The 20,468-nt window shown below is 62.2% G+C and carries 22 protein-coding genes; 9 read left to right on the top strand and 13 right to left on the bottom strand.

Features of this window, described 5'->3' with window-relative positions; genetic code table 11:
- Window positions 1-22: 22 nt before the first annotated feature.
- On the bottom strand, window positions 23-1,186 hold the full coding sequence (locus K3177_RS10530; protein ID WP_221598237.1) for an aromatic ring-hydroxylating oxygenase subunit alpha: 1,164 nt from the start codon (window positions 1,184-1,186) through the stop codon (window positions 23-25).
- Between the two features lie 71 nt (window positions 1,187-1,257).
- Here K3177_RS10530 and K3177_RS10535 point away from each other — a divergent pair, with 71 nt between their 5' ends.
- Window positions 1,258-2,985: an AmpG family muropeptide MFS transporter gene (locus K3177_RS10535; RefSeq protein WP_221598238.1), complete on the top strand. Its 1,728-nt coding sequence runs from the start codon at window positions 1,258-1,260 to the stop codon at window positions 2,983-2,985.
- 23 nt (window positions 2,986-3,008) lie between these two features.
- On the opposite strand, the gene K3177_RS10540 is transcribed toward K3177_RS10535, so the two are convergent.
- The 9 genes from K3177_RS10540 to radC form a co-directional block, all read right to left on the bottom strand.
- Window positions 3,009-4,301: a bifunctional folylpolyglutamate synthase/dihydrofolate synthase gene (locus K3177_RS10540; RefSeq protein ID WP_221598239.1), complete on the bottom strand. Its 1,293-nt coding sequence runs from the start codon at window positions 4,299-4,301 to the stop codon at window positions 3,009-3,011.
- A gap of 8 nt (window positions 4,302-4,309) precedes the next feature.
- A complete protein-coding gene (accD, locus tag K3177_RS10545; RefSeq protein WP_103023608.1) occupies window positions 4,310-5,158 on the bottom strand; it encodes an acetyl-CoA carboxylase, carboxyltransferase subunit beta in 849 nt (282 codons plus the stop codon).
- Window positions 5,159-5,279: 121 nt separating this feature from the next.
- Window positions 5,280-6,068, bottom strand: coding sequence for a tryptophan synthase subunit alpha (gene trpA / locus K3177_RS10550; RefSeq protein ID WP_221598240.1), 789 nt, complete (start codon window positions 6,066-6,068; stop codon window positions 5,280-5,282).
- Between the two features lie 232 nt (window positions 6,069-6,300).
- The gene (gene trpB / locus K3177_RS10555) at window positions 6,301-7,515 is read right to left on the bottom strand and encodes a tryptophan synthase subunit beta (protein ID WP_221598241.1); all 1,215 of its coding nucleotides are present in this window, start codon (window positions 7,513-7,515) and stop codon (window positions 6,301-6,303) included.
- Entirely contained in the window at window positions 7,512-8,153 is a 642-nt protein-coding gene (locus K3177_RS10560) for a phosphoribosylanthranilate isomerase (protein ID WP_221598242.1), read from the bottom strand. Before K3177_RS10560 ends, trpB begins: the two co-directional genes overlap by 4 nt.
- Window positions 8,154-8,164: 11 nt before the next feature.
- Window positions 8,165-8,839, bottom strand: coding sequence for an orotidine-5'-phosphate decarboxylase (gene pyrF / locus K3177_RS10565; protein WP_103023613.1), 675 nt, complete (start codon window positions 8,837-8,839; stop codon window positions 8,165-8,167).
- Complete coding sequence (locus K3177_RS10570) at window positions 8,839-9,186, bottom strand: DUF1049 domain-containing protein (protein ID WP_221598243.1); 348 nt, start codon at window positions 9,184-9,186, stop codon at window positions 8,839-8,841. Before K3177_RS10570 ends, pyrF begins: the two co-directional genes overlap by 1 nt.
- A gap of 65 nt (window positions 9,187-9,251) precedes the next feature.
- Window positions 9,252-10,562 carry an adenylosuccinate lyase gene (purB, locus tag K3177_RS10575; protein ID WP_221598244.1) on the bottom strand — a complete coding sequence of 437 codons (1,311 nt, stop codon included), beginning with the start codon at window positions 10,560-10,562 and terminating at the stop codon, window positions 9,252-9,254.
- A gap of 105 nt (window positions 10,563-10,667) precedes the next feature.
- Window positions 10,668-11,378 carry a RadC family protein gene (radC, locus tag K3177_RS10580; RefSeq protein ID WP_221598514.1) on the bottom strand — a complete coding sequence of 237 codons (711 nt, stop codon included), beginning with the start codon at window positions 11,376-11,378 and terminating at the stop codon, window positions 10,668-10,670.
- Window positions 11,379-11,437: 59 nt separating this feature from the next.
- Between radC and K3177_RS10585 the strand changes: the two genes are divergently transcribed.
- From K3177_RS10585 to K3177_RS10620, 8 genes are all read left to right on the top strand, one after another.
- Window positions 11,438-14,665 carry an intermembrane phospholipid transport protein YdbH family protein gene (locus K3177_RS10585; protein ID WP_247714422.1) on the top strand — a complete coding sequence of 1,076 codons (3,228 nt, stop codon included), beginning with the start codon at window positions 11,438-11,440 and terminating at the stop codon, window positions 14,663-14,665.
- Between the two features lie 32 nt (window positions 14,666-14,697).
- Window positions 14,698-14,865 (top strand): YnbE family lipoprotein, encoded by a 168-nt coding sequence (locus K3177_RS10590; RefSeq protein ID WP_369828432.1) that lies wholly within the window; start codon window positions 14,698-14,700, stop codon window positions 14,863-14,865.
- Window positions 14,866-14,873: 8 nt separating this feature from the next.
- Window positions 14,874-15,266, top strand: coding sequence for a YdbL family probable chaperone protein (locus K3177_RS10595; protein WP_221598516.1), 393 nt, complete (start codon window positions 14,874-14,876; stop codon window positions 15,264-15,266).
- A 188-nt stretch (window positions 15,267-15,454) separates the two neighbouring features.
- Complete coding sequence (locus K3177_RS10600) at window positions 15,455-15,775, top strand: AtpZ/AtpI family protein (protein ID WP_103023617.1); 321 nt, start codon at window positions 15,455-15,457, stop codon at window positions 15,773-15,775.
- Between the two features lie 55 nt (window positions 15,776-15,830).
- A complete protein-coding gene (locus tag K3177_RS10605) occupies window positions 15,831-16,619 on the top strand; it encodes a F0F1 ATP synthase subunit A (RefSeq protein WP_255407933.1) in 789 nt (262 codons plus the stop codon).
- Between the two features lie 39 nt (window positions 16,620-16,658).
- Window positions 16,659-16,886 (top strand): F0F1 ATP synthase subunit C, encoded by a 228-nt coding sequence (locus K3177_RS10610; protein WP_006832363.1) that lies wholly within the window; start codon window positions 16,659-16,661, stop codon window positions 16,884-16,886.
- A 79-nt stretch (window positions 16,887-16,965) separates the two neighbouring features.
- Window positions 16,966-17,460, top strand: a complete 495-nt coding sequence (locus tag K3177_RS10615; protein WP_103023618.1) for a F0F1 ATP synthase subunit B family protein — start codon at window positions 16,966-16,968, stop codon at window positions 17,458-17,460.
- Complete coding sequence (locus tag K3177_RS10620; protein WP_196845954.1) at window positions 17,453-18,025, top strand: F0F1 ATP synthase subunit B family protein; 573 nt, start codon at window positions 17,453-17,455, stop codon at window positions 18,023-18,025. The genes K3177_RS10615 and K3177_RS10620 overlap by 8 nt, the downstream gene beginning before the upstream one ends.
- Window positions 18,026-18,087: 62 nt before the next feature.
- On the opposite strand, the gene K3177_RS10625 is transcribed toward K3177_RS10620, so the two are convergent.
- The 3 genes from K3177_RS10625 to gloB are packed head-to-tail and all read right to left on the bottom strand — an operon-like array spanning window position 18,088 to window position 20,388.
- Entirely contained in the window at window positions 18,088-19,053 is a 966-nt protein-coding gene (locus tag K3177_RS10625; protein ID WP_221598517.1) for an NADPH:quinone oxidoreductase family protein, read from the bottom strand.
- A 4-nt stretch (window positions 19,054-19,057) separates the two neighbouring features.
- Window positions 19,058-19,630 carry a nucleoside 2-deoxyribosyltransferase domain-containing protein gene (locus tag K3177_RS10630; RefSeq protein WP_221598245.1) on the bottom strand — a complete coding sequence of 191 codons (573 nt, stop codon included), beginning with the start codon at window positions 19,628-19,630 and terminating at the stop codon, window positions 19,058-19,060.
- Window positions 19,631-19,632: 2 nt separating this feature from the next.
- Entirely contained in the window at window positions 19,633-20,388 is a 756-nt protein-coding gene (gloB, locus tag K3177_RS10635; protein ID WP_221598246.1) for a hydroxyacylglutathione hydrolase, read from the bottom strand.
- Between the last annotated feature and the right edge of the window lie 80 nt (window positions 20,389-20,468).

Raw genomic sequence — 20,468 nt, forward strand, 5'->3', positions numbered from 1 at the left:
AGAGACCAGCGCGGTGAGCGCGTCAGTTGGCTGCGCGCAGAGCCTCTTCGACGGTTTCGTGATAGCGCCGGATGCCGCCTTCGAGTGTACCGAGGGTGAGGTGCGGGACCGCCCCCGTGGCGAGCCCCTGCTGCCCGAGCTCGGCCGCGCGGAAATCTTCACCGGCGAACACGCCGCCATCGAGCAGGGCCCAGCTGCGTTCCCAGTGGTCGCGCGCCTTGTCGGTCGCGGGGTGTTCCGGAATGAGCATGAAATCTTCGACCAGCGTGCGGTCGTGCGCCTGCGGCATCATCACCATGACATTGATATAGTCCGGGCTAGGGATGATGAGGGCGCCCGGCAGAAGTTGGTAGGCGAAGGTCACCACACGGCGCAGCTGCGCCATATCCTCCAGATCGATGCCTTCCATTTCCTCGAGCCGCCCCACAGCGCTGCGCGAATGGGGGCCGATCATATCGCCGCTGGTGGCGCCGTCCTTGAAGAAGGGGCCGATGGTTTTTGCATGCAGGCGCGTGACGTGATAACTTTCCAGGAAGGCGTCCATGATGAGCTTCCAGTTACCGGCGACCTCGTGCGTCTTGCGGCGAAACAGGACCTGATCGCCCATGCCGAGTGCATCGAAATCCTGCCCGATCTCTTCCGCCAGCGAGAAATCGGCTGGACCATCCTGCGGGCAGAACCAGATCAGGCCACCGGTCTCCCTGCTGGGCAGTTCGACAAGGCCGTAGTCGCTCTTGTCGAGACCCGGGAAGGTGTCGGGCCGGGGCAGGGCAAGCAATCGCCCGTCCACCGAATAGGTCCATGCGTGGTAGGGGCAGACAAGCTTTTTGGTACATTGCACCTCGGCGCCTTCCACCAGCCGGGTGCCTCGGTGGCGGCAGACGTTGAGGAATACGCGTGCGGTGCCTTCGCCATCGCGCGTGATCAGGAGGGGGCGCCCGGTCGCATCGTGAGGGACTGCCATCCCGGGGTCCGGAAGCAGCGCCGACGGGGCGAGGATCTGCGGCAGCCGATCGTAGATCGCGGCCTTCTCGCGCGCCCAGTATCCGGGATCGGTGTAGACGCTGGCGGGGACGGTGGTAGCCTGCGAGGAATCGCGCATGCGCCCGTCTGCGATGTCCTTCGCCAAAGCCAGCATGCCGTCGGTTGGCCGCCGCGCCGAATGTTTGGTGTCGACATCGCTCATGACGCCTGTTCCTCTCTCTCACACTCCGTTAGTGTTGCAAATTACACGCCCGATAGGAAGGACGCTAGGGAATGGCCGCGGTCGCAGAACATAAGAAAAAGATTTCAGCCTGGCGAGCGCTTGGTCTGGCGCTCGGCAACCGCAAGACCGGCTTCATGCTGCTGTTCGGCTTTGCCAGCGGACTGCCGTTCGCACTGTTCCTGGGTACGCTGTTTGCCTGGCTGACCGAGGCGGATGTGGACCTCGAGACGATGGGCATCTTCTCGCTCATCGGTCTGGCTTACGCATTCCAGTTCCTGTGGTCGCCGCTGATCGACAAGGTGGATATTCCGCTGCTGCGAAAGCTGGGCAGGCGCAAGCAATGGATCATTCCGATGCAGCTTCTGCTGGGGGCGATCCTGGTGACGATGAGCGTGCTCGAACCGCGAACGCAGCTCGGCATGTTCTCGCTGCTGGCAGGGATCGGCGCCTTTGCCAGTGCGACACAGGATATCGCGATCAATGCATGGCGCATCGATGTCGCAGACGAAGTGGCGACGATCGACATTCTCTCCACCGTCTACCAGATGGGTTATCGCCTCTCCTCTCTGGTGGGCGGCGCGCTCGGCCTGATCATCGCTGCGCGGATCGGCTGGCCGGAAACCTATATGATGATGGGCGGCATCTTGCTGTTCGTCGGCGCGGTCGGCCTGTTCGCTCCGAATGCGGAAGGCGCGGCCGAACTGACGGAGGGCGACGAACAGGTTCGCGCACTGCGCAAGGCAGGTGAACTGGTGCCTTCCGTACGGAACCGCGCACTGGCGGCCGTTGCGCTTCTATGGGCACTGGCTATCGGTGCCGTGCTGGCGTTCATGATCATGTCGATGACGTATGCGCCGGAAGATCGACCCAATCCGACCGATTTTACGCTCACATGGGGGCCGTGGATCATCGTGGCGACGATCATTCTGCCCGCACTGATCGCAGGCTGGCTGTCGAGCCAGCAGAAGCAGGGGCGAAACCTGCTTGCCGAAGATGCACCGGCCGTGGGCGGAACTGCGTATGCGCTCGACCATCTCTACCGTGCACTGGTGCTGCCCTTGGTGGAATTCGTTGGCCGCCTGGGCTGGTCGCTGGTGCTGATCCTGGCCGTCGTCCTAACCTATCGGATCTGCGATGCGATCTGGGGTACTTTTGCGTATCCATTCTATCTGGGCGAGCTGCAGTATACCAATGACGACGTGGCCTTCGCGTCCAAGTTCTTCGGCGTTGGGGCAATCATCGCGGGGCTGGCGCTGGGGGGGCTGATGCTGACCACCATCGGGCGGATGGCAACACTGCTGATCGGCGGTATCCTCGCAGCGCTGACGAACTTGCTGTATGCCGACATGGCCATCGGCGGTGCGAATATGCAGGCGTTCAGCGATGCAATAGGCTTTACCTATCTGATCGAACAGGTGCCGGGCATCGGCGATGCCGATCTGGCCCGACTGACCATTACGATTGCCTTCGAAAACCTGGCGATCGGTATAGCCGGCGCGGCCTACATCGCCTGGCTGTCATCGATCGTGTCGAAGAAGTTCAGCGCAGTCCAATATGCGCTTCTGTCGTCGCTGACACTGCTGGTCGGGACGCTCGGCCGCGGGGCTCTGGGCGAGATGATCGAGAACCAGGGTTATTACGACGTATTCATACTGACGACCTGGATCGGGTTGGGGGCAGCAGTGCTGGTTTGCATCGAATGGTGGCGGGTCAGCCGTGCGAAGGATGATGCCGGCATTGTCGCGCCCGAGGCCGGCGCCGCTGAGCCAGCCGAATGAGCTTGGCGGGAGCGCCGGGCGTTCTAGTCGGGTAGCTCGCCGTTCTGCCGGAGAACGTCCCCGGCGAGATAGAGCGATCCGGCGATCAGCACCGGCAGACCGTCTTCGGGCAGGCTGGCGAGAGCCGCCACGACATCGCTTTGCGCTGCTGCATGATCGCCGAAGGCTTCAGGCGGATGCCAGTCATGCCCCGGCACGGCGACGGCGGAGATGCTGGCCAGGCTATCCGCCAGCGGCGTGATGATGGCCGCGGGATCCTTGCTTTCCAGCATGCCGATGATGAGATGCAGGCGTCGGCCCGAAAAGTGCCTCCCCAACATGCGGCCCGCATCGGCATTGTGCCCGCCATCCAGCCAGACTTCGCGCTGACCGGCCAGCGGACCCGGCAGAAGGCGCTGAAGGCGCGCGGGCCAGCGCGCCTGGCCCATCCCGCGAGCGATGGCCCCGGGCGTAATCCTAAGCTTGTCCTGATGGCGAAGCATGGCCACGGCCAGCGAGGCGTTCAGCGCCTGATGATCGCCGGGCAACGCGGGGCGGGGCAGGTTCAGGTTGCCGCGCCGGTCGCGATAGCTGAGGCCGAGGCCGATTTCGACGTCCCAGTCGTAATCGAGCAGCGCAAGCTGCGCTTTTGCCCGCTCCGCAGCGGTCTGGATCTGGGCGCGTGCATCGGCTGGATAGGACAGGCAGACGAGTGGAACCCCGGCCTTTGCGATACCAGCCTTTTCGAAGGCAATGCGCGCGATCGGGTCCGTCGGAGCGCCTTCTTCCGGGGTGAGCAGGAAGCGTTCGTGATCGATGCCGAGCGATGCAATGCCGCAGGCTGCGACGCTTTCGGGTTCCAGAACATTGGTCGCATCGAAGCGTCCGCCCAGGCCGACTTCCACGACGCAGGCATCGGCGGGGACGCGGGCGAATTCGGAGAATGCTGCGGCGATCGTGACTTCGAAAAAGCTGGGGCCGAGATCTTCGCCTGCATCGAGCACCTCGGCGAGCAGTTCGGCCAGCCGATCGTCATCGATCAGCGTTCCTGCGAGACGGATGCGTTCGTTGTACCGCACAAGGTGCGGGCTCGTAGTAACATGGACCGTATGTCCCTGTTCCTCGAGCATTGCGCGCAGGAAGGCGCAGGTCGACCCCTTGCCGTTGGTTCCGGCGACATGGAAGACGGGCGGCAGGCGGTGGTGCGGGTTGCCGAGCCTGTCCAGGAGCGCGCGTATCGTATCGAGTCCAAGCCTGCCTTCGGGAATGGACAGCGCGCCCAGCCGGTCCAGCTGTCGCTGTACTGCCGGACTGTCGGAGCGGGCGAAGTCCCGCATGCCGTGCCTCAGGCAGCCTTGGCCGGGGTGAGGTAATCGAGCAGGGTCGCCAGCGTTGCTTTGAGGTCGCGGCGATGGACCACCATGTCCACCATGCCATGCTTGTGCAGATATTCGGCGCGCTGGAAGCCATCGGGCAACTGTTCGCGGATCGTGTCCTGAATGACGCGCTGCCCGGCAAAGCCGATCAGTGCGCCCGGTTCGGCAATATGGATATCGCCGAGCATGGCGTAGCTAGCCGTCACGCCGCCGGTAGTCGGATCGGTAAGCACCACGATATAGGGCAAGCCGGCTTCCTTCAGGCGGCGTGTCATCACGGTCGCCTTGGGCATTTGCATGAGCGAGAGAATGCCTTCCTGCATGCGAGCGCCGCCAGCAGCGGTGACGACGATATAGGGGCAGCGCCGGGTAAGCGCGCGTTCCGCACCCTGGCAGAAGGCGGTGCCTACGGCCATGCCCATGGATCCGCCCATGAAGCCGAAATCCTGCACCCCGACCACCGCGGGCTTGCCATCGATCGCACCCGAGCCGACGAGGAAGGCGTCCTTGTGCGGGCTCTTGGCGCGCGCCTTTTTCAGGCGGTCGGTGTATTTTGCCGTGTCGCGGAACTTGAGAGGATCTTCCTTCACATCGGGGATCGGAAGAACTTCGAAGCCTTCATCCATCAACTGGCGCAGGCGTTCGTCCGCGCCGATGCGACCATGGTGATCGCAGCGCGGGCAGACATAGGCATTGTCTTCGTATTCCTGCGCGAACACCATCTGCTGACAGCTGGGGCATTTGACCCACAGATCCTTGTCGGTGCTGCGCTTGGACAGCGAGGTGATCGAATTGCGGACGCGGGTGAACCAGTTCATAGTTGAAGCCTATAGTCCTGTTGCAGCAAAGCTCAAATAGTCGGCAGAATACCTAGGAAAATCAAATTGCTCTATGCCGGGCGGGTTGATCGTATCCGGACGGAAGAGTGGTCGGACCCGCTCAGCGGGCCGAACGAACAGCGCCGGCGAGCTTCGATGTCAGTTCGCGCAGATGGGCCGGAGCATCGGCCCCGTGTTCGGCCACGAGTTCGACCAGTGCCGAGCCGACCACGACGCCATCTGCCACGCGCGCGATTTCGCCGGCCTGTTCGGGCGTGCGGACGCCGAAGCCGACAGCGACCGGAATGTCGGTGGCCTGCTTGATGCGGGCGACATTGGCTTCGATCGATTCGATCGCTGCCTGCTGCATGCCGGTGATGCCTGCGACCGCGACGTAATAGAGGAAGCCTTCGGACCCTTGGACCACGGCGGGAAGGCGACGGTCGTCGGTTGTCGGTGTGGCGAGGCGAATGGGGGCAATCCCGGCATCGCGCAGGGAAGGGCCGAGCGCATCGTCTTCCTCTGGCGGGATATCGACGCAGATCACGCCATCGACGCCTGCGTTCATGGCGGCAGAGGCGAACCATTCCGGTCCGCGCCGGACCATCGGATTGGCATAACCCATCAGTACGAGCGGAACGTCGGGATGGCGCTGGCGAAAGCCGCTTGCGATCGAGAGGACATCGGCCGTGGTGGTGCCTTTGCCGAGCGAACGGATGTTCGCCGCCTGGATGGCCGGGCCATCGGCCATGGGATCGGTGAAGGGCATCCCCAGCTCGATCACATCGGCCCCGCCCGCGACCAGCGCGTCGAGATTGGCGGCGGTGTCGCCGTCACCGGCGGTCAGAAAGCAGACCAGCGCAGGGTGAGACTTGGCGAAGGCAGCGGAGAGGCGATTCGAGGCGTTCATGGTGTCAGGTTCGTTCATCTAGCTTGGTAGAAGTCTGAGACATGGACCGGGTGTTACACAGTCCAAGGGAGAAAAAACTGGCTGGCGCCATCAGGGCGTATCCGGGTTCGCACTGCAAGGAACGATTAGACGTCATCAAAGCCCCATCGCATGAATGCAGTCGTGTAGGACAGCCTGCATGAGGGGGTATGCGTAAACCATCACGAGGCACCTCCATCGTTCGGAGCGAGGGCTAGATCTCCACCCCGAGCTTTTCCGCCACGGTGAAGATGTCCTTGTCGCCGCGGCCGCACAGGTTGGCGAGGATCACGCTGTCCTTGGGCATGGTCTTGGCACGCTTGGCGACTGCAGCGATGGCATGGCTGGGCTCGAGCGCAGGAATGATGCCTTCGGTCCGGCACAGGAGCTGGAACGCGTCAAGTGCCTCGTCATCTGTGATGGCGGTGTATTCGACGCGTTCCATTTCTTTCAGCCAGGCATGTTCGGGTCCGATGCCGGGATAGTCGAGACCGGCGCTGATCGAGTGGCCTTCGGTGATCTGGCCGTCATCGTCCTGCAGCAGGTAGGTCTTGTTGCCGTGGAGCACACCGGGGAACCCGCCAAGCAGCGATGCTGCATGCTGATCCCCGTCGAGGCCGTAACCGGCCGCTTCGACGCCGAGCATCTTTACATCCGGATCGTCGAGGAAGGGGTGGAACAGGCCGAGCGCATTGGAGCCGCCGCCGATGGCTGCCACGAGCAGATCGGGCAGGCGATCGATGCGCGACAGCATCTGTGCGCGCGCTTCCTTGCCGATCACGCTCTGAAAATCGCGGACCATTTCCGGATAGGGATGGGGTCCGGCAGCCGTGCCGATGATGTAGAAGGTGTCGTGGACATTCGCGACCCAATCCCGAAGCCCTTCGTTCATCGCGTCCTTGAGCGTTGCCGCGCCGCTGGTGACGGGTACGACTTCAGCGCCGAGCAGCTTCATGCGGAACACATTGGGCTGCTGCCGGGCCACGTCGGTCGCGCCCATATAGATCACGCAAGGCAGGCCGAAGCGTGCGCAGACGGTAGCCGTGGCGACGCCGTGCTGGCCGGCGCCGGTTTCGGCGATAATGCGGGTCTTGCCCATGCGCATCGCAAGCAGGATCTGCCCGATGCAATTGTTGATCTTGTGCGCGCCGGTGTGATTGAGCTCGTCGCGCTTGAACCAGACCTGCGCGCCGCCGAGCGCTTCTGTCAGCCGTTCCGCGAAATAAAGCGGGGAAGGACGGCCGACATAGTGTTCGAGCAGATCGTCGAACTGGGACTTAAAGCTCGAGTCAGCTTGAGCTTTGCGATATTCGCGTTCGAGATCGAGGATCAGCGGCATCAGCGTTTCGGCGACATAACGGCCGCCGTAATCGCCGAAGTGGCCACGTTCATCGGGCTGATTGCGGAAGGAGTTTGCGTGTTCGGTCATACAGACCGCGCCGCTTTGCAGAAGGCGGCAATCTTGTCCATGTCCTTCACACCCGGAGCGCTTTCGACGCCGCTGGACGTATCCACCAGCGGGGCACCGGTTGCAGCGATCGCACCCCCGACATTCGTGGGCGACAAACCGCCGGCAAGACCCCAGGGCAGCGACATCCTGATGCCGGAAAGGAGCGTCCAGTCGAAGCGTAGCCCCATCCCACCGGGCAGCTGAGCGTCCTTCGGTGTCTTGGCATCGAACAGGATGAAGTCGGCCGCGTGGGTATAAGCCTGAGCGCTGACGACATCGCTGGCGGTGGCCACCGGGATGACTTTCCAGACAGGGAGACCGAACTGCGCCCTGACGGCAGCGCTGCGCGCGGGAGATTCGTCGCCGTGCAACTGCACCGCGTCGAGTTTCGCGGCCGATATGGCATCGCGCAAGGCGTCGTCGTCCGGATCGACGAACACGCCGACCTTGGTAATGCGCGACCCGGCGCGCGCGGCGAGCGCCGATGCTTCGACAAGGCCGAGATGGCGAGGGCTGGGCGGAAAGAAATTGAAGCCGACGTGGTCAGCCTGCGCAACGAGGACAGCGTCGAGCGTTTCGGGCGTGGAAATCCCGCAGATCTTGATTGTGGCTGCCATGAAACGCGCCGTTACAGCGTGGCTTCGATATCGCGCGCGGCCCGCGCAGGATCGTCCGCACGGCTGATCGGTCGCCCGATCACCAGCACGCTGGCACCGTGATCACGCGCCTGGCGCGGTGTGACGACGCGTTTCTGATCGCCGACCGCGCTTCCGGCAGGGCGCAGGCCGGGTACGACGAAGAAGCCGTCCCGCCACTGGTCATGGACCGCTTTCACTTCCTGCCCCGAACACACGATCCCGTCGAGGCCTGCATCGTTGGCAAGCTGTGCGAGGCGCATGACCTGGTCATGCGCGCTGCCTTCGATGCCGGTGCGTGCGAGATCGCGTTCGTCCATGCTGGTCAGCATGGTCACAGCGACGACCCTGGTATTTTCGCCAGCTGCAGCCTTGGCATCTTCCATCATAGCGCGGCCACCGCCTGCATGAACGGTGACGATCGCCGGTTCGAGCACGTGGATCGCCTGCATGGCGCCTGCGACGGTATTGGGAATATCGTGCAGCTTGAGATCGAGGAAGATGGGCAGGCCGAGCTGCCCGATCATGTGCACGCCATGCGCGCCATGCGCACAGAAGAATTCCAGCCCGAGCTTGATCCCGCCAACGTGTCCCTTGACCTTGTTAACGAGGTCGATCCCGTCGTTCAGTTGCGGGACGTCGAGTGCGAGATAGATCGGATTGGACATCAGGGCTTCGTCGGTTCGGGATCGACCGGATTGGCGGGCGGGGGTGCAAAATCGTCGCGCGGCGGCGATACCGGCGGGGTGGCCGTCGGCGTGGGAGTAGCGGCTGGCGCGGACATCTTGTGCGTGGCCGTTTCAAGCGCAGCTATCCGCCGCCTGGCGCGCCATGCGCTGGCGCGGTGGAGCAACCACATGGGCAAAAGGCCCAGCAGGAAGGACACGATGACAAGCGCCGGCAGCTTGGTTTCCAGCACCAAGTTCGACCAGATTTGAACTTCGACCGATTTCCAGTTGAAGAAACTGAATGCCAGCAGCGAAAACAGCAGCAGGACCCAAACGATAGTACGCACGATCTGCATCGGGATCTCCCCTAATTGGCTATGCAAGCCTTGCTAGGCTGCAAGCGCGCGCTCGTCTAGCCGAACACGCGTTCGAAGATCGTGTCGACATGCTTGAAGTGGTATTCGAGGTCGAACCGTTCTTCCAGCTGTTCGGCGCTGAGCGCTGCGGTGACTTCCTCATCCTGCTTGAGCAGATCGAGCAGCATCAGCCTGCCGTCCGATTCCCAGACCTTCATCGCGTTACGCTGGACGAGGCGATAGGCATCTTCGCGGCTGACGCCGTTCTGGGTGAGCGCGAGCAAGACGCGCTGCGAATGGATGAGGCCGCCCATGCGGTCCATGTTGGCCTGCATGCGTTCGGGGTAGATCAGCAGCTTGTCGATCACGCCGGTGAGGCGGGCGAGGGCGAAATCGAGCGTGATGCAGGCGTCCGGGCCAATGAAGCGTTCGACCGAGGAATGCGAAATATCGCGCTCGTGCCACAGGGCCACATTCTCGAGCGCGGGCAGGGCATAGGCGCGGATCATGCGGGCCTGACCTGTGAGGTTTTCAGTCAGGATCGGGTTGCGCTTGTGCGGCATGGCGCTCGACCCCTTCTGGCCGGGCGAGAAATATTCTTCCGCCTCCAGCACTTCGGTGCGCTGAAGATGCCGAATTTCGACCGCCAGCCGTTCGATAGACCCGGCGATGACGGCGAGCGTGGAAAAGAACATGGCATGGCGATCGCGCGGGATGACTTGGGTCGACACGGGCTCGACCGACAGGCCGAGCTTATCGGCGACATGTTCTTCGACCTGGGGATCGATATTGGCAAAGGTGCCGACCGCACCAGAGATGGCGCAGGTGGCGATTTCTTCGCGCGCAGCGAGCAGGCGCCGGCGGCAACGGTCGAATTCGGCATAGGCTTGCGCCAGCTTGAGGCCGAAGGTCACCGGCTCGGCATGGATGCCGTGGCTGCGCCCAATGGTCGGTGTGTATTTGTGTTCTTCCGCACGACGCTGGATTGCCGAAAGCAGCGCGTCGAGATTGGCCAGCAGAATATCGGCCGAGCGGGCAAGCTGCACAGCCAGCGTGGTGTCGAGGACATCGCTACTGGTCATGCCCTGGTGCATGAACCGCGCCTCCTCGCCCACGTTTTCCGCCACCCAGGTGAGGAAGGCGATCACGTCATGCTTGGTCACGGCCTCGATCGCGTCGATCGCTTCGACGTCGATCTTGGGGTTGGTGGCCCACCAGTCCCACAGGGCCTTGGCCGCGCTTGCCGGAACAACGCCGAGTTCGCCGAGCTTTTCGGTCGCATGCGCTTCGATTTCGAACCAGATGCGATATCTGGCTTCCGGCTCCCACAGGGCGGTCATTTCGGGGCGGGCGTAGCGGGGGACCATGGTGAACTCCGGAGTTGGCGGCTGTTTGCGCAGCGCGCTAGGCAAGGCGGCGGCCCGTGGCAAGGCGCAGGCGCACGCTTATTACGCTTCTTATAAGCGGATCGGTCAGATCAGACCCTTGGCACGCAGCGAGACGTGGCCACTGCGACCAACGATTACATGGTCGTGTACGGTAACGCCGAGCAGGCGACCGGCTTCTGCGATCCGGGCGGTGATGGCGATGTCCGCCCGGCTCGGTTCGGGATTTCCGCTGGGATGATTATGCACGAGGATCAGCGCGGTTGCGCCGATGTCGAACGCCTTGCGGATGACTTCACGCGGGTGAATGGCCGCTTCATCGATCGACCCTTCGGCGAAGTGGTGGTCAAGGATGAGGCGGTTTTGCGCGTTGAGATAAAGGACGCGCACCCGTTCGTGGTTGAGATGGGCCATGTCGACAGCGAGATAGTCCAGCAGAGCCTGCCAGCTGCCCAGTACCGGCTTGTCCTGCACCGCGCCGCGCGCCATCCTCCTGGTCGCGAGGCTGACGGCATGAAGCGCGGCCACGCTCGCTTCGCCCATGCCCTTGACCTGCTTCAAAGCCTGCGGATCTGCAGCCAGAACAGCGGCGAACGACCCGAATTGGGCGATCAGGTTCTTGGCCAGCGGCTTGGTGTCGCCCTGCCTTATCGCTGAGAACAAGAGGAATTCGAGCAGCTCGTAATCGGCGAGCGCTTCGGGCCCGCCGGTAAGCAGTCGATCGCGCAGTCGAGCGCGATGACCGGCACCCGCATGGCCCGCCGAATTATTCGATTCCTCCGGCAACCATTCCCCCATGCACGGCGTTTCGACCACTTGCATTGCCTTTCACGGGCTGCTGGCGCAAGTGGGGTTCGATGGAGCGGGACGCTGACGACAATGCCATGGCGGAGGGCGCCGATTCCATCCGGCGCGCGAGATGGCGCCAGAAACGCTGGGCTATTCCGAGTGTTCTGCTTGCGCTGCTGATCGCTGCAGGGATCGCCGCATGGTTTTCGCGCGAGAGCATTGTCGACGATATCATTCGCGACCAGCTCGAAGCCAACAATATCCCCGCGACGTACACTATCGATCATGTGGGCGGCCAGACGCAGGAACTGTCAAACGTGGTCCTTGGCGATCCGGATGCGCCGGACTTTACCGCCAAGCGAATCATCGTGCAATTGCGCCACCGGCTGGGCGTGCCGGAGATCGGCAGCGTCACCCTGGTCGAGCCGCGTCTTTTCGGAACGTACCGCAATAACGAACTAAGCTTCGGTTCGCTCGACACGCTGATATTTGCGCCGAGCGAGGGTCCGGGCGGGCTTCCCAACCTGAATGTCGCAATACGCGATGGACGTGGGCTGATCGAAACGGATTATGGCCCCGTCGGGCTAAAAATGGTCGGTTCGGGATTGGCCAGCCATGGCTGGGACGGGACGCTTGCTGCGATTGCGCCAAACCTTCGGCTGCCGGGCTGTGAGGCCGGTCGGACCAGCGCGTATGGAAAAATAACCAGCACGTCCGGCGAACCGAAATTCGTCGGCCCGGTGCGGCTCGCTTCTCTGAAATGCGAAGCGCAGGACCTCGATCTGGCCGAATACGAGATGAATCTGACCGTCGAGGCGGACAATCGCCTGCGCAATCCGTCGATCGAGGCACGGATCGAAGGCGGTGACACGCGGTTCGCGGAGAATTCTGCTGCGGCCATCATCGGCACGATTCGCGCGCAGATCCGCGACCAGTCGACCACCGCCCGCTTTTCACTGGCGGCCCGCGGTGTCGAAACGCCGCAGGCACTGGCGGCTGTGCTGACGGCAGATGGACAGCTACGCGCGAACGAAGGGTTCAAGCGCGTGCAGGTCGAGAGCAATCTTGAAGGCAATGGTCTGCGGCTCGGCAGCGACCTGGTCGCGGCAGTCGAGGCGCTGGCGCAAACCGGCGATGGCACGCTGATCGCGCCGCTGACCCGCAAAATGGCGAATGCGTTGCAGGCCGAGACCCGCGGAAGCGCGCTATCCGCCGACCTGCGTATCAGGACAGAACCCGGCACCTATTCCCTGTTCGCGCCAAGGGCAGAGCTGCGCGGCGGCAGCGGTGCGCGGCTGGTTTCCCTATCGCGCGTCGAAATCGCGTCCCGGGGCGGTGAGACGCCGAGGATCGCAGGCAATATCGCGACCGGCGGCGCCAATATGCCGCGCATATCTGGCCGGATGGAGCGAGGCGAGGGCGGCAGTTCGATTTTCCGCCTGGCGATGGAGCGGTACGAAGCAGACGATTCCGCCCTTGCCATCCCGCAGATGACCATCGCCCAGCAAAGCGGCGGCGCGGTTGGATTTTCGGGCCGGGTTCTGGCAAGTGGCAAGCTGCCGGGCGGGGCGGCGACCAACTTGTTGTTACCCGTCGATGGACGCTATGAGGGTGGGAATATCGCCTTGTGGCGCTCGTGCACGGATATCCGGTTCGACCGTCTCGAACTGGCCAATCTTTCATTCGAAAAGCGTGGGCTGACGCTGTGTCCTGCACGGGGCCGGGCAATCGTGAACGCGGGCGCTGACGGAATTCGCATAGCCGCGGGTGCGCCATCGCTCGATCTGCAGGGCCATCTCGGTGAAACCCCGATCCGACTTGCGTCGGGACCGGTCGGCTTTGCCTATCCCGGCGTCATGACGGCTCGTGAAATCGAAGTATCGCTGGGCCCTGTAGAGACGGCCAGCCGCTTCAACGTGTCTGGCCTGGAGGCGAGGTTCGGCGACGATATCGCAGGGACGTTCACGGATGCGGACGTGATGCTGGCGGCCGTGCCAATGGATCTGAACAAGGCCGAGGGGAACTGGCGTTTCGCCGACGGTCGGCTGACAATCAATGGTGCCGACTTCACATTGGTGGACCGCAATGCTTCGCCCCGGTTCGAGCCGCTGATCGCGCGCGATGCCAGGTTGATACTGATCGACAATGTCATCGCCGCGCAGGCACAATTGCGAAATCCCGCAAGCGACCGGCTGGTGACAACCGTGGACATTCGCCACGATTTGCAGAGTGGTACCGGTCGTGCCGATCTCGATGTTCCTGGGCTGCAGCTGGACGACGAGCTTCAGCCGGGCGAGATTTCCCGTCTTGCGCTGGGCGTCATCGCCAACACCAAGGGCATCGTGACCGGCACGGGCCGGATCGACTGGGCACCGAACGGCACCATCAAAAGCACGGGTAGCTTTTCGAGCGATGATCTCGATTTTGCCGCAGCGTTCGGGCCTGTCGAGGGGGCCAGTGGCACGATCGAGTTCGTCGATCTGCTGAATCTGACGACCGCACCGGGCCAGAAGATCCGTGTCGCATCGGTAAATCCCGGCGTGGAGGTCTTTGATGGCGAGGTCGAGTTTCAATTGCGCAATGGCGAGTTGCTGGCGGTTTCCGGGGGCAGTTGGCCCTTCATGGGCGGACAGCTGATCTTGCGCGATGTCGACCTCAATCTGGGGGTCAGCGAAGAGCGCCGTTACCTGTTCGAGATCGTCGGCCTGGATGCGGCCGTGTTCATGACGCAGATGGATCTCGAGAACATATCCGCCACCGGACTTTTCGACGGAACGGTGCCGATCGTGTTCGATGCCGCGGGCAACGGACGAATCGATACCGGCGTGCTGATATCCCGGCCGCCAGGGGGGAACATTTCCTATGTGGGCGATCTGACCTACGAGGATCTTTCGCCCATCGCGAACTTCGCCTTCGATGCACTGAAGAGCCTCGACTACACGCAGATGCGAGTGGTGATGGAAGGCCCCCTGACGGGCGAGATCGTTACGCGGGTGCGGTTCGACGGCGTGAGCCAGGGCAAGGGCGCCAAATCGAACTTCATTACACGGCGACTAGCGGCACTGCCGCTGCAATTCCGTATCAACATCAAGGCGCAGTTCTACCAGCTGATGACCAGCCTGAAATCGCTGTACGATCCGGCCGCAGTACGCGATCCACGCGAACTGGGTCTGCTGTCCGACGACGGAACACGTTTCCTAAGGCGCTCGATCACTGGCGAGGAAGCGCCACCCGAAATCGGTCCGGACGACATCATTCCGGATGAACCCACCATTCAGGAGCAGGAAAGCGAGTGAGGGCTATGAACCATGCCAAATTGACCGGGAGGATGGCTGCCGCCATGCTTGTCACAGTCGCGCTCGGAGGATGCATAACGGTGAATGCGCCCGAAAAGCCGATCGTGATCGAGCTGAACGTCAACATCCGCCAGGAAGTAATCTATCGGCTCGCGGAGGATGCGGGCAATACGATAGAGGACAATGCGGATATCTTCTGATGGGTGACATGATGAACAAGATAACGAAATCGGTTCTCGCGGCAGCAGCCGTGGCTACGGCATTCGGTGGGTTCGCAGCGCCAGCTTTCGCGCAGCGCGACCCTGCCTATGCCGCTGCCCGCGCGGATGGCGAGATCGGCGAGAAGATGGATGGCTATCTCGGCATCGTGGGTGCGGAAACGCCCGCGCTGCGCAAGATCGTCAACGACATCAATATAAAGCGCCGGGCCGTTTATTCGGATCGGGCCAAGGCGAACAATGCGACGCTCGAGGAATATGCGCTGACGGCTGGTTGCCAGGCGATCCTGGCCACCAAGCCGGGCGAGAAATACCAGGCGCCGAACGGCAGCTGGGAAACACGCGGTGCGGGCGCTCCGCAACGCGATCCGCGCTGCCCGTAGGATTCGGACCTCGCACTCTTTCACGGCCTCTTGCTCCAGATACGGGAGCGAGAGGCTTTTTTGCGACACGACGGCTCTTTCCGGACCTTCCTCGTGTTGACTCGCCACACCCCCCCTTCTAAGGGGGCGGCGCCCTTGGCGGGCAAGTCCCTGCGCGTGCCGCGCAACCCCCTTCAAAGGAGCAAGGCATGAGCGACGACAAACCCGCACGGGAACCAATCGAGGAGGACGCGCGGATCGATGCGCTGGAAAAGCGGCTTGCAGCCGCCCAGCAGCGCGAAGAACAGCGTAACCTTCCCAAGGCTTCCGGGGCCGATGCGAACTATCGCAGCGGTAACCGGGTTCTTGCGGATCTTCTCGGGGGGCTTCTTGGTGGTGCGGTCATCGGTTATGCCATCGGGTATTTCACGGGGACCAATCCATGGGGTCTGTTGGTCGGCCTGTTCCTCGGAATAGTGGTCGCCTTCAGGAACATTATCCGTGCGGCAAACCAGCGCCCCGAAGAATGATCCCGTCGTGGGGCTTCCGGGGCGTTAGTTACAGGATCTAGGGACTAGTAGAGACGTGGTAGCCGAGCAGGCCAAAGTCGATCCGATGCATCAGTTCACCATCGAACCGCTCGCCGGTTCGGGTGGCTGGGAAATCGCCGGCTACAACATCGCCTTCACCAATTCCGCGCTGTGGATGCTGATCACCACCGTGGTGCTCTTCATCTTCGTGCTGGGTGGCATGAAGCGCGAGCTGGTGCCCGGGCGCTGGCAGATGACGGTGGAAACCTTCACCGGTTTCATCGACAATATGCTGGAAGCCAATATCGGTAAGGCGGGCCGCAAATATGTGCCCTATGTCTTCAGCCTCTTCATGTTCATCCTCTTCGCCAACATCCTCGGTCTGATGCCGCTGGGCGTGATCGGGCTGCACCCGTTCACCTTTACCAGCCACTTCACCGTGACCGGCGTGCTCGCGATCATCAGCTTTGCGATCGTCCTGCTGGTTGGTTTCTGGAAGCACGGCCTCCATTTCTTCAGCCTGTTCGTGCCGCATGGCACGCCGCTGCCGATGATCCCGATCATCGCGCCGATCGAGTTCATCTCGTTCATGGTGCGCCCGTTCAGCCTGGGCCTGCGTCTGTTCGTGGCCATGATGGCCGGACACGTTTTGCTCGAAGTCTTGTCGAGCTTCGTGATCGACGGTACCAACGCGGGTATCCTGTGGAGCGGCGTCGTCGGCTTGCCGAGCTTCCTTCTCATGATTGGAATCTGTGCGCTGGAACTGCTGGTTGCAGGCATCCAGGCCTATGTCTTCGCTCTTCTGACGTCGCTGTACATCAACGACGCCGAGAACCTTCACTAGTCTTCAATTAATCAATCTGATTTCCCAAAGGAGTTTGTCATGGAAATGGAAGCTGCAAAGCTCATCGGTGCTGGCCTCGCTGCAATCGGTGCCGGTATGGCTGCGATTGGCGTTGGTAACGTCTTCGGTTCGTTCCTCGAAAGCGCTCTGCGCAATCCGGGTGCTGCCGACGGCCAGCAGGGCCGCCTGTTCATCGGCTTCGCCGCTGCCGAACTTCTCGGCCTGCTGGCGTTCGTCGTTGCCATGATCCTGATCTTCGTCGCTTAATCGACGCAATCGGATTTGAGCCGGTCGGGATAACCCCGGCCGGCCCACGAATTTTCGTACCCGCCTTTCGAGAGCTGCAATGCCCCAGATAGCACAGCTTGCCGAAACATGGTCCAGCCAGGTCTTCTGGTTATTGGTCTTCTTCGGCATAACCTTCTTCGTCATCGGCCGCGGCATGGTGCCCAAGGTGATGGAAACCGTCGCCCAGCGCGATGGCCAGATCGCTGCAGACCTTGCCGCCGCAAAGGCTGCTCGTGATGCAGCCGACGCAGAAGAAGAAGCGTGGCGGGTTCGTGAGAACGAGAACCGCGCAGCTGCGCAGGCAATCGTCGCCAAGGCCAAGGATGAGGCAGCCGCCAAATCCGAGAGCAAGTTGAAAGCGGCTCAGTCGCGCCTCGACAAGAAGCTGGCCGAAGCCGAAACCCGCATTGCCGAAGCCCGCACTGCCGCGCTGACCGAGGTTGAATCGGTTGCCGTCGAGGCTGCGCAGGATATCGTGGCACGCCTGGCCGGTGCCAAGGTGACCAAGCCTGCAGCCGCCAAGGCCGTCAAGGAGGCGATGAACCATGGCTAATGTCGCCCCGGAAGTATTCGCCACCGAATCTGCCGACACCTTCGTCGAGGCGGGGCATGGCGGTGCACCGACGCATTCCGAACCCGAACTGTTCGGACTCGCGCCGTTTCAGATCGTTTCGGTCGCGATGTTCGTCCTGCTGCTGATCGCGTTTTTCGGCGCGAAGGTACACAAGTCCATCGGCAGTGGGCTGGACGGCAAGATCGCCGCCATCAAGGAGCAGCTCGACGAGGCGAAACAACTTCGCGCCGAAGCCGAAACGCTGCGCCAGGAATATGCGGACAAGATCGCCGGCGCCGAAAAGGACGCTGAAGCCATGCTCGCCAACGCGCAGCATGAGGCGGATGCCCTTCTCGAGAAGGCCGAAGCCGACAGCAAGGCAATGGTCGAGCGCCGTAAGCGGATGGCGGAAGACAAGATCTCCGCTGCCGAGCGCGAGGCAGTGGAAGATGTGCGCAATCGTGCCGTCAACGCTGCTACGGCCGCAAGCCGCAAGCTGATCGCAGAAAAGCACGACGCCGAAGCGGACAAGGCATTGGCTGACAAGGTCATCGCGGGCATCTGAGCCGCGAACGAACCTGTCTGAGAATATTCGAGAGGGCGGTCCGTGGGGCCGCCCTTTTCGATTCAGGGTTCGAGGACGAGCTTGCCGATGATTTCGCCGCGTTGCATCGTTTCGAATGCTTCGCGCCAGGAGGTGAGTGGTAGTCTACGGTCGATATGAGGCACTATACGCCCTTCCTGCGCCAGACGATCGATTGCGTCTGCAATTCGTGCGCCGCGGTCGGGAAAGCGGCGCGCATATTCGCCTGCGCGTACACCGGCGACCGAGAAGCCCTTGATCAATGGAATGTTAACGGCAATTTCCGGAATGCGGCCGGAAACGAAGCCGATCACGAGAAGCTTTCCACCAAAGGTCACGCAGCGCGTACTTTCGTCGAAGACATCCCCGCCGATGGGATCAAAGACCAGATCGCACAGGCGGCCATCGGTGATTTCCGCAACGTCTTCCCTGAAGCGACCGGTATTGCAGATCGCTGCGTGGGGTTTGGCAATCGTGTGTAGTTGCTCGAGCTTGTCCGCTCTGCGAGTTGCGGCGATGACTTGCGCTCCCATCGCGCGAGCAAGGTCGCACGCCGCAAGACCCACGCCGCCGCTGGCCCCGTGGACGAGAACGGTCTGTCCGGCCCGCAGTCCGCCGATTTCGATGAGGGCCACATATGCGGTTTGGTAAGCGGCTCCCATTGCGGCCGCGCTCGCGAAATCCAGACCGGCGGGAATGGTTCGGAGCGAGGTTGCGGGGAGGGCGGCATATTCGGCAAACGCCCCCGTCTTGGCACCGCCGCGCACTTTGTCGCCCGGCCTGAGCCCACTCGCTTTCGGTGCTTCGACGACTTCGCCGGCCATTTCGAGCCCGGACACGAACGGCACGTCGGGTTTGAATTGGTATTTGCCCTGCGTCATCAGCAGGTCTGGGTAATTCAGCGAAGCGGCGCGCACGCGTATCAGGATATCCCCTTGGGGCCTCTCGATTTCGGCGAGTTCGACACCTGACAGATCGGGTGAAAGATGGCGAACCAGAACAGCCTTCATCACGTCAGGCCGCACTGTCGCTATGACCGACCCGGGCCCTGACTGTAGCGATGAGTTCGTCGATCGAGCTGACCTGTTCGATATCGTAATGTTCCGCGGTGATGTCGACATTGCCCTTTCGCCAGAAGCCATCGGGGCAATACAGGATGACCTTGCCGCTTTGCGCGTGAAGGCCAAGTTCCATCAAGCTCACGGGACTTTTGGTCCCTGGCGCGAGGTACATCACGATGATGTCGGCATTATCGAGTGCGTGGAGCTCCCATTCGACCTGCCTGCGAAATTCCGGATTGTCGGCGCTAGGAAGCCAGGCTGGGTCCCAGTCTGCTCTGCGCGGATTCAGCAATACGACCGGGGCCAGCTGAAGTGCCTCAATGATCTCGCTCTGCCAATCGCGCGCTTCGCCCATGTCGATGCTACCGCCGAGAAACACGCGCAAACGACCGTCGGCTTCCGGCAACGGATTGGGTGACGTGACGACGGTGGATGTCGATTGCGGCGCAGCTGAAAGGGGCTCGCTCCCGATCCCGATAGATCCGCAAATCAGGGCGGACACCGCCGCCAGCTGAAGCAAATTCATTGTCAGAAATTATCCTTCGCCGCACGTAGCGCAGCGAAAGTTTCGGATGGGCTGTTTCCGCCCCAGCGGTCGCGCATATAGGCCTTGTCTGCGCGGAGAAAGGGATTGGTTTCCAGTTCGCGCGACAGGATGGTGGGCACTGTCGGTTCGCCCTTTGCGCGCTTTTCATCGATGCGGTTCGCGTAGAGTTTCAGTTCGGTGTTGTCCGGATCGGCATGCAGCGCGAATTTGGCATTGGCTTGCGTGTACTCATGCGCGCAATACAGCATGGTGTTGTCGGGCAGCTGGCGGATACGGTCGAGGCTGTTCCAGAACTGTTCGGGTTCGCCTTCGAACATGCGGCCGCAGCCAAGGGCGAAGACGCTGTCGCCTACGAAGGCCATGTCTGCCTCTGCCAGATAAAATGCGATGTGTCCGTTGGTATGGCCGGACACGTCGATTACGCGGGCCGTCCAGTCGCCCAGGGATGCGCTGTCGCCGTTACCGACGATGCGATCGATCGGGCTGAGCTTCTCAACCTCTTGAGGTGCAGTGATGGTCGCACCGGTCGCTTCGACGATCGTCTTGTTGCCACCGGCGTGATCGGGGTGCCAGTGGGTGTTCCAGATCTGGGTTATCTTCCAACCCCTGGCGTCCGCCTGTTTCAGATATTCCGCGCCATCGGGCGTATCGATCGCGGCGGTTTCCCCGCTGGCGGGATCGTGGAGGAGGTATCCGTAATTATCGGACAGGCACGGGAATTGATGAACTTCGAGCATGACGCCAATGTAGTTTGCCTTGGCGCCATAGGAAAGGCCCGCCTGCTCGAGTGAGCGGGCGGGCCTTTCTGATTACCTTG

The organism is Qipengyuania pacifica, from assembly GCF_019711555.1.
GTDB classification, from domain to species: Bacteria; Pseudomonadota; Alphaproteobacteria; order Sphingomonadales; family Sphingomonadaceae; genus Qipengyuania; species Qipengyuania pacifica.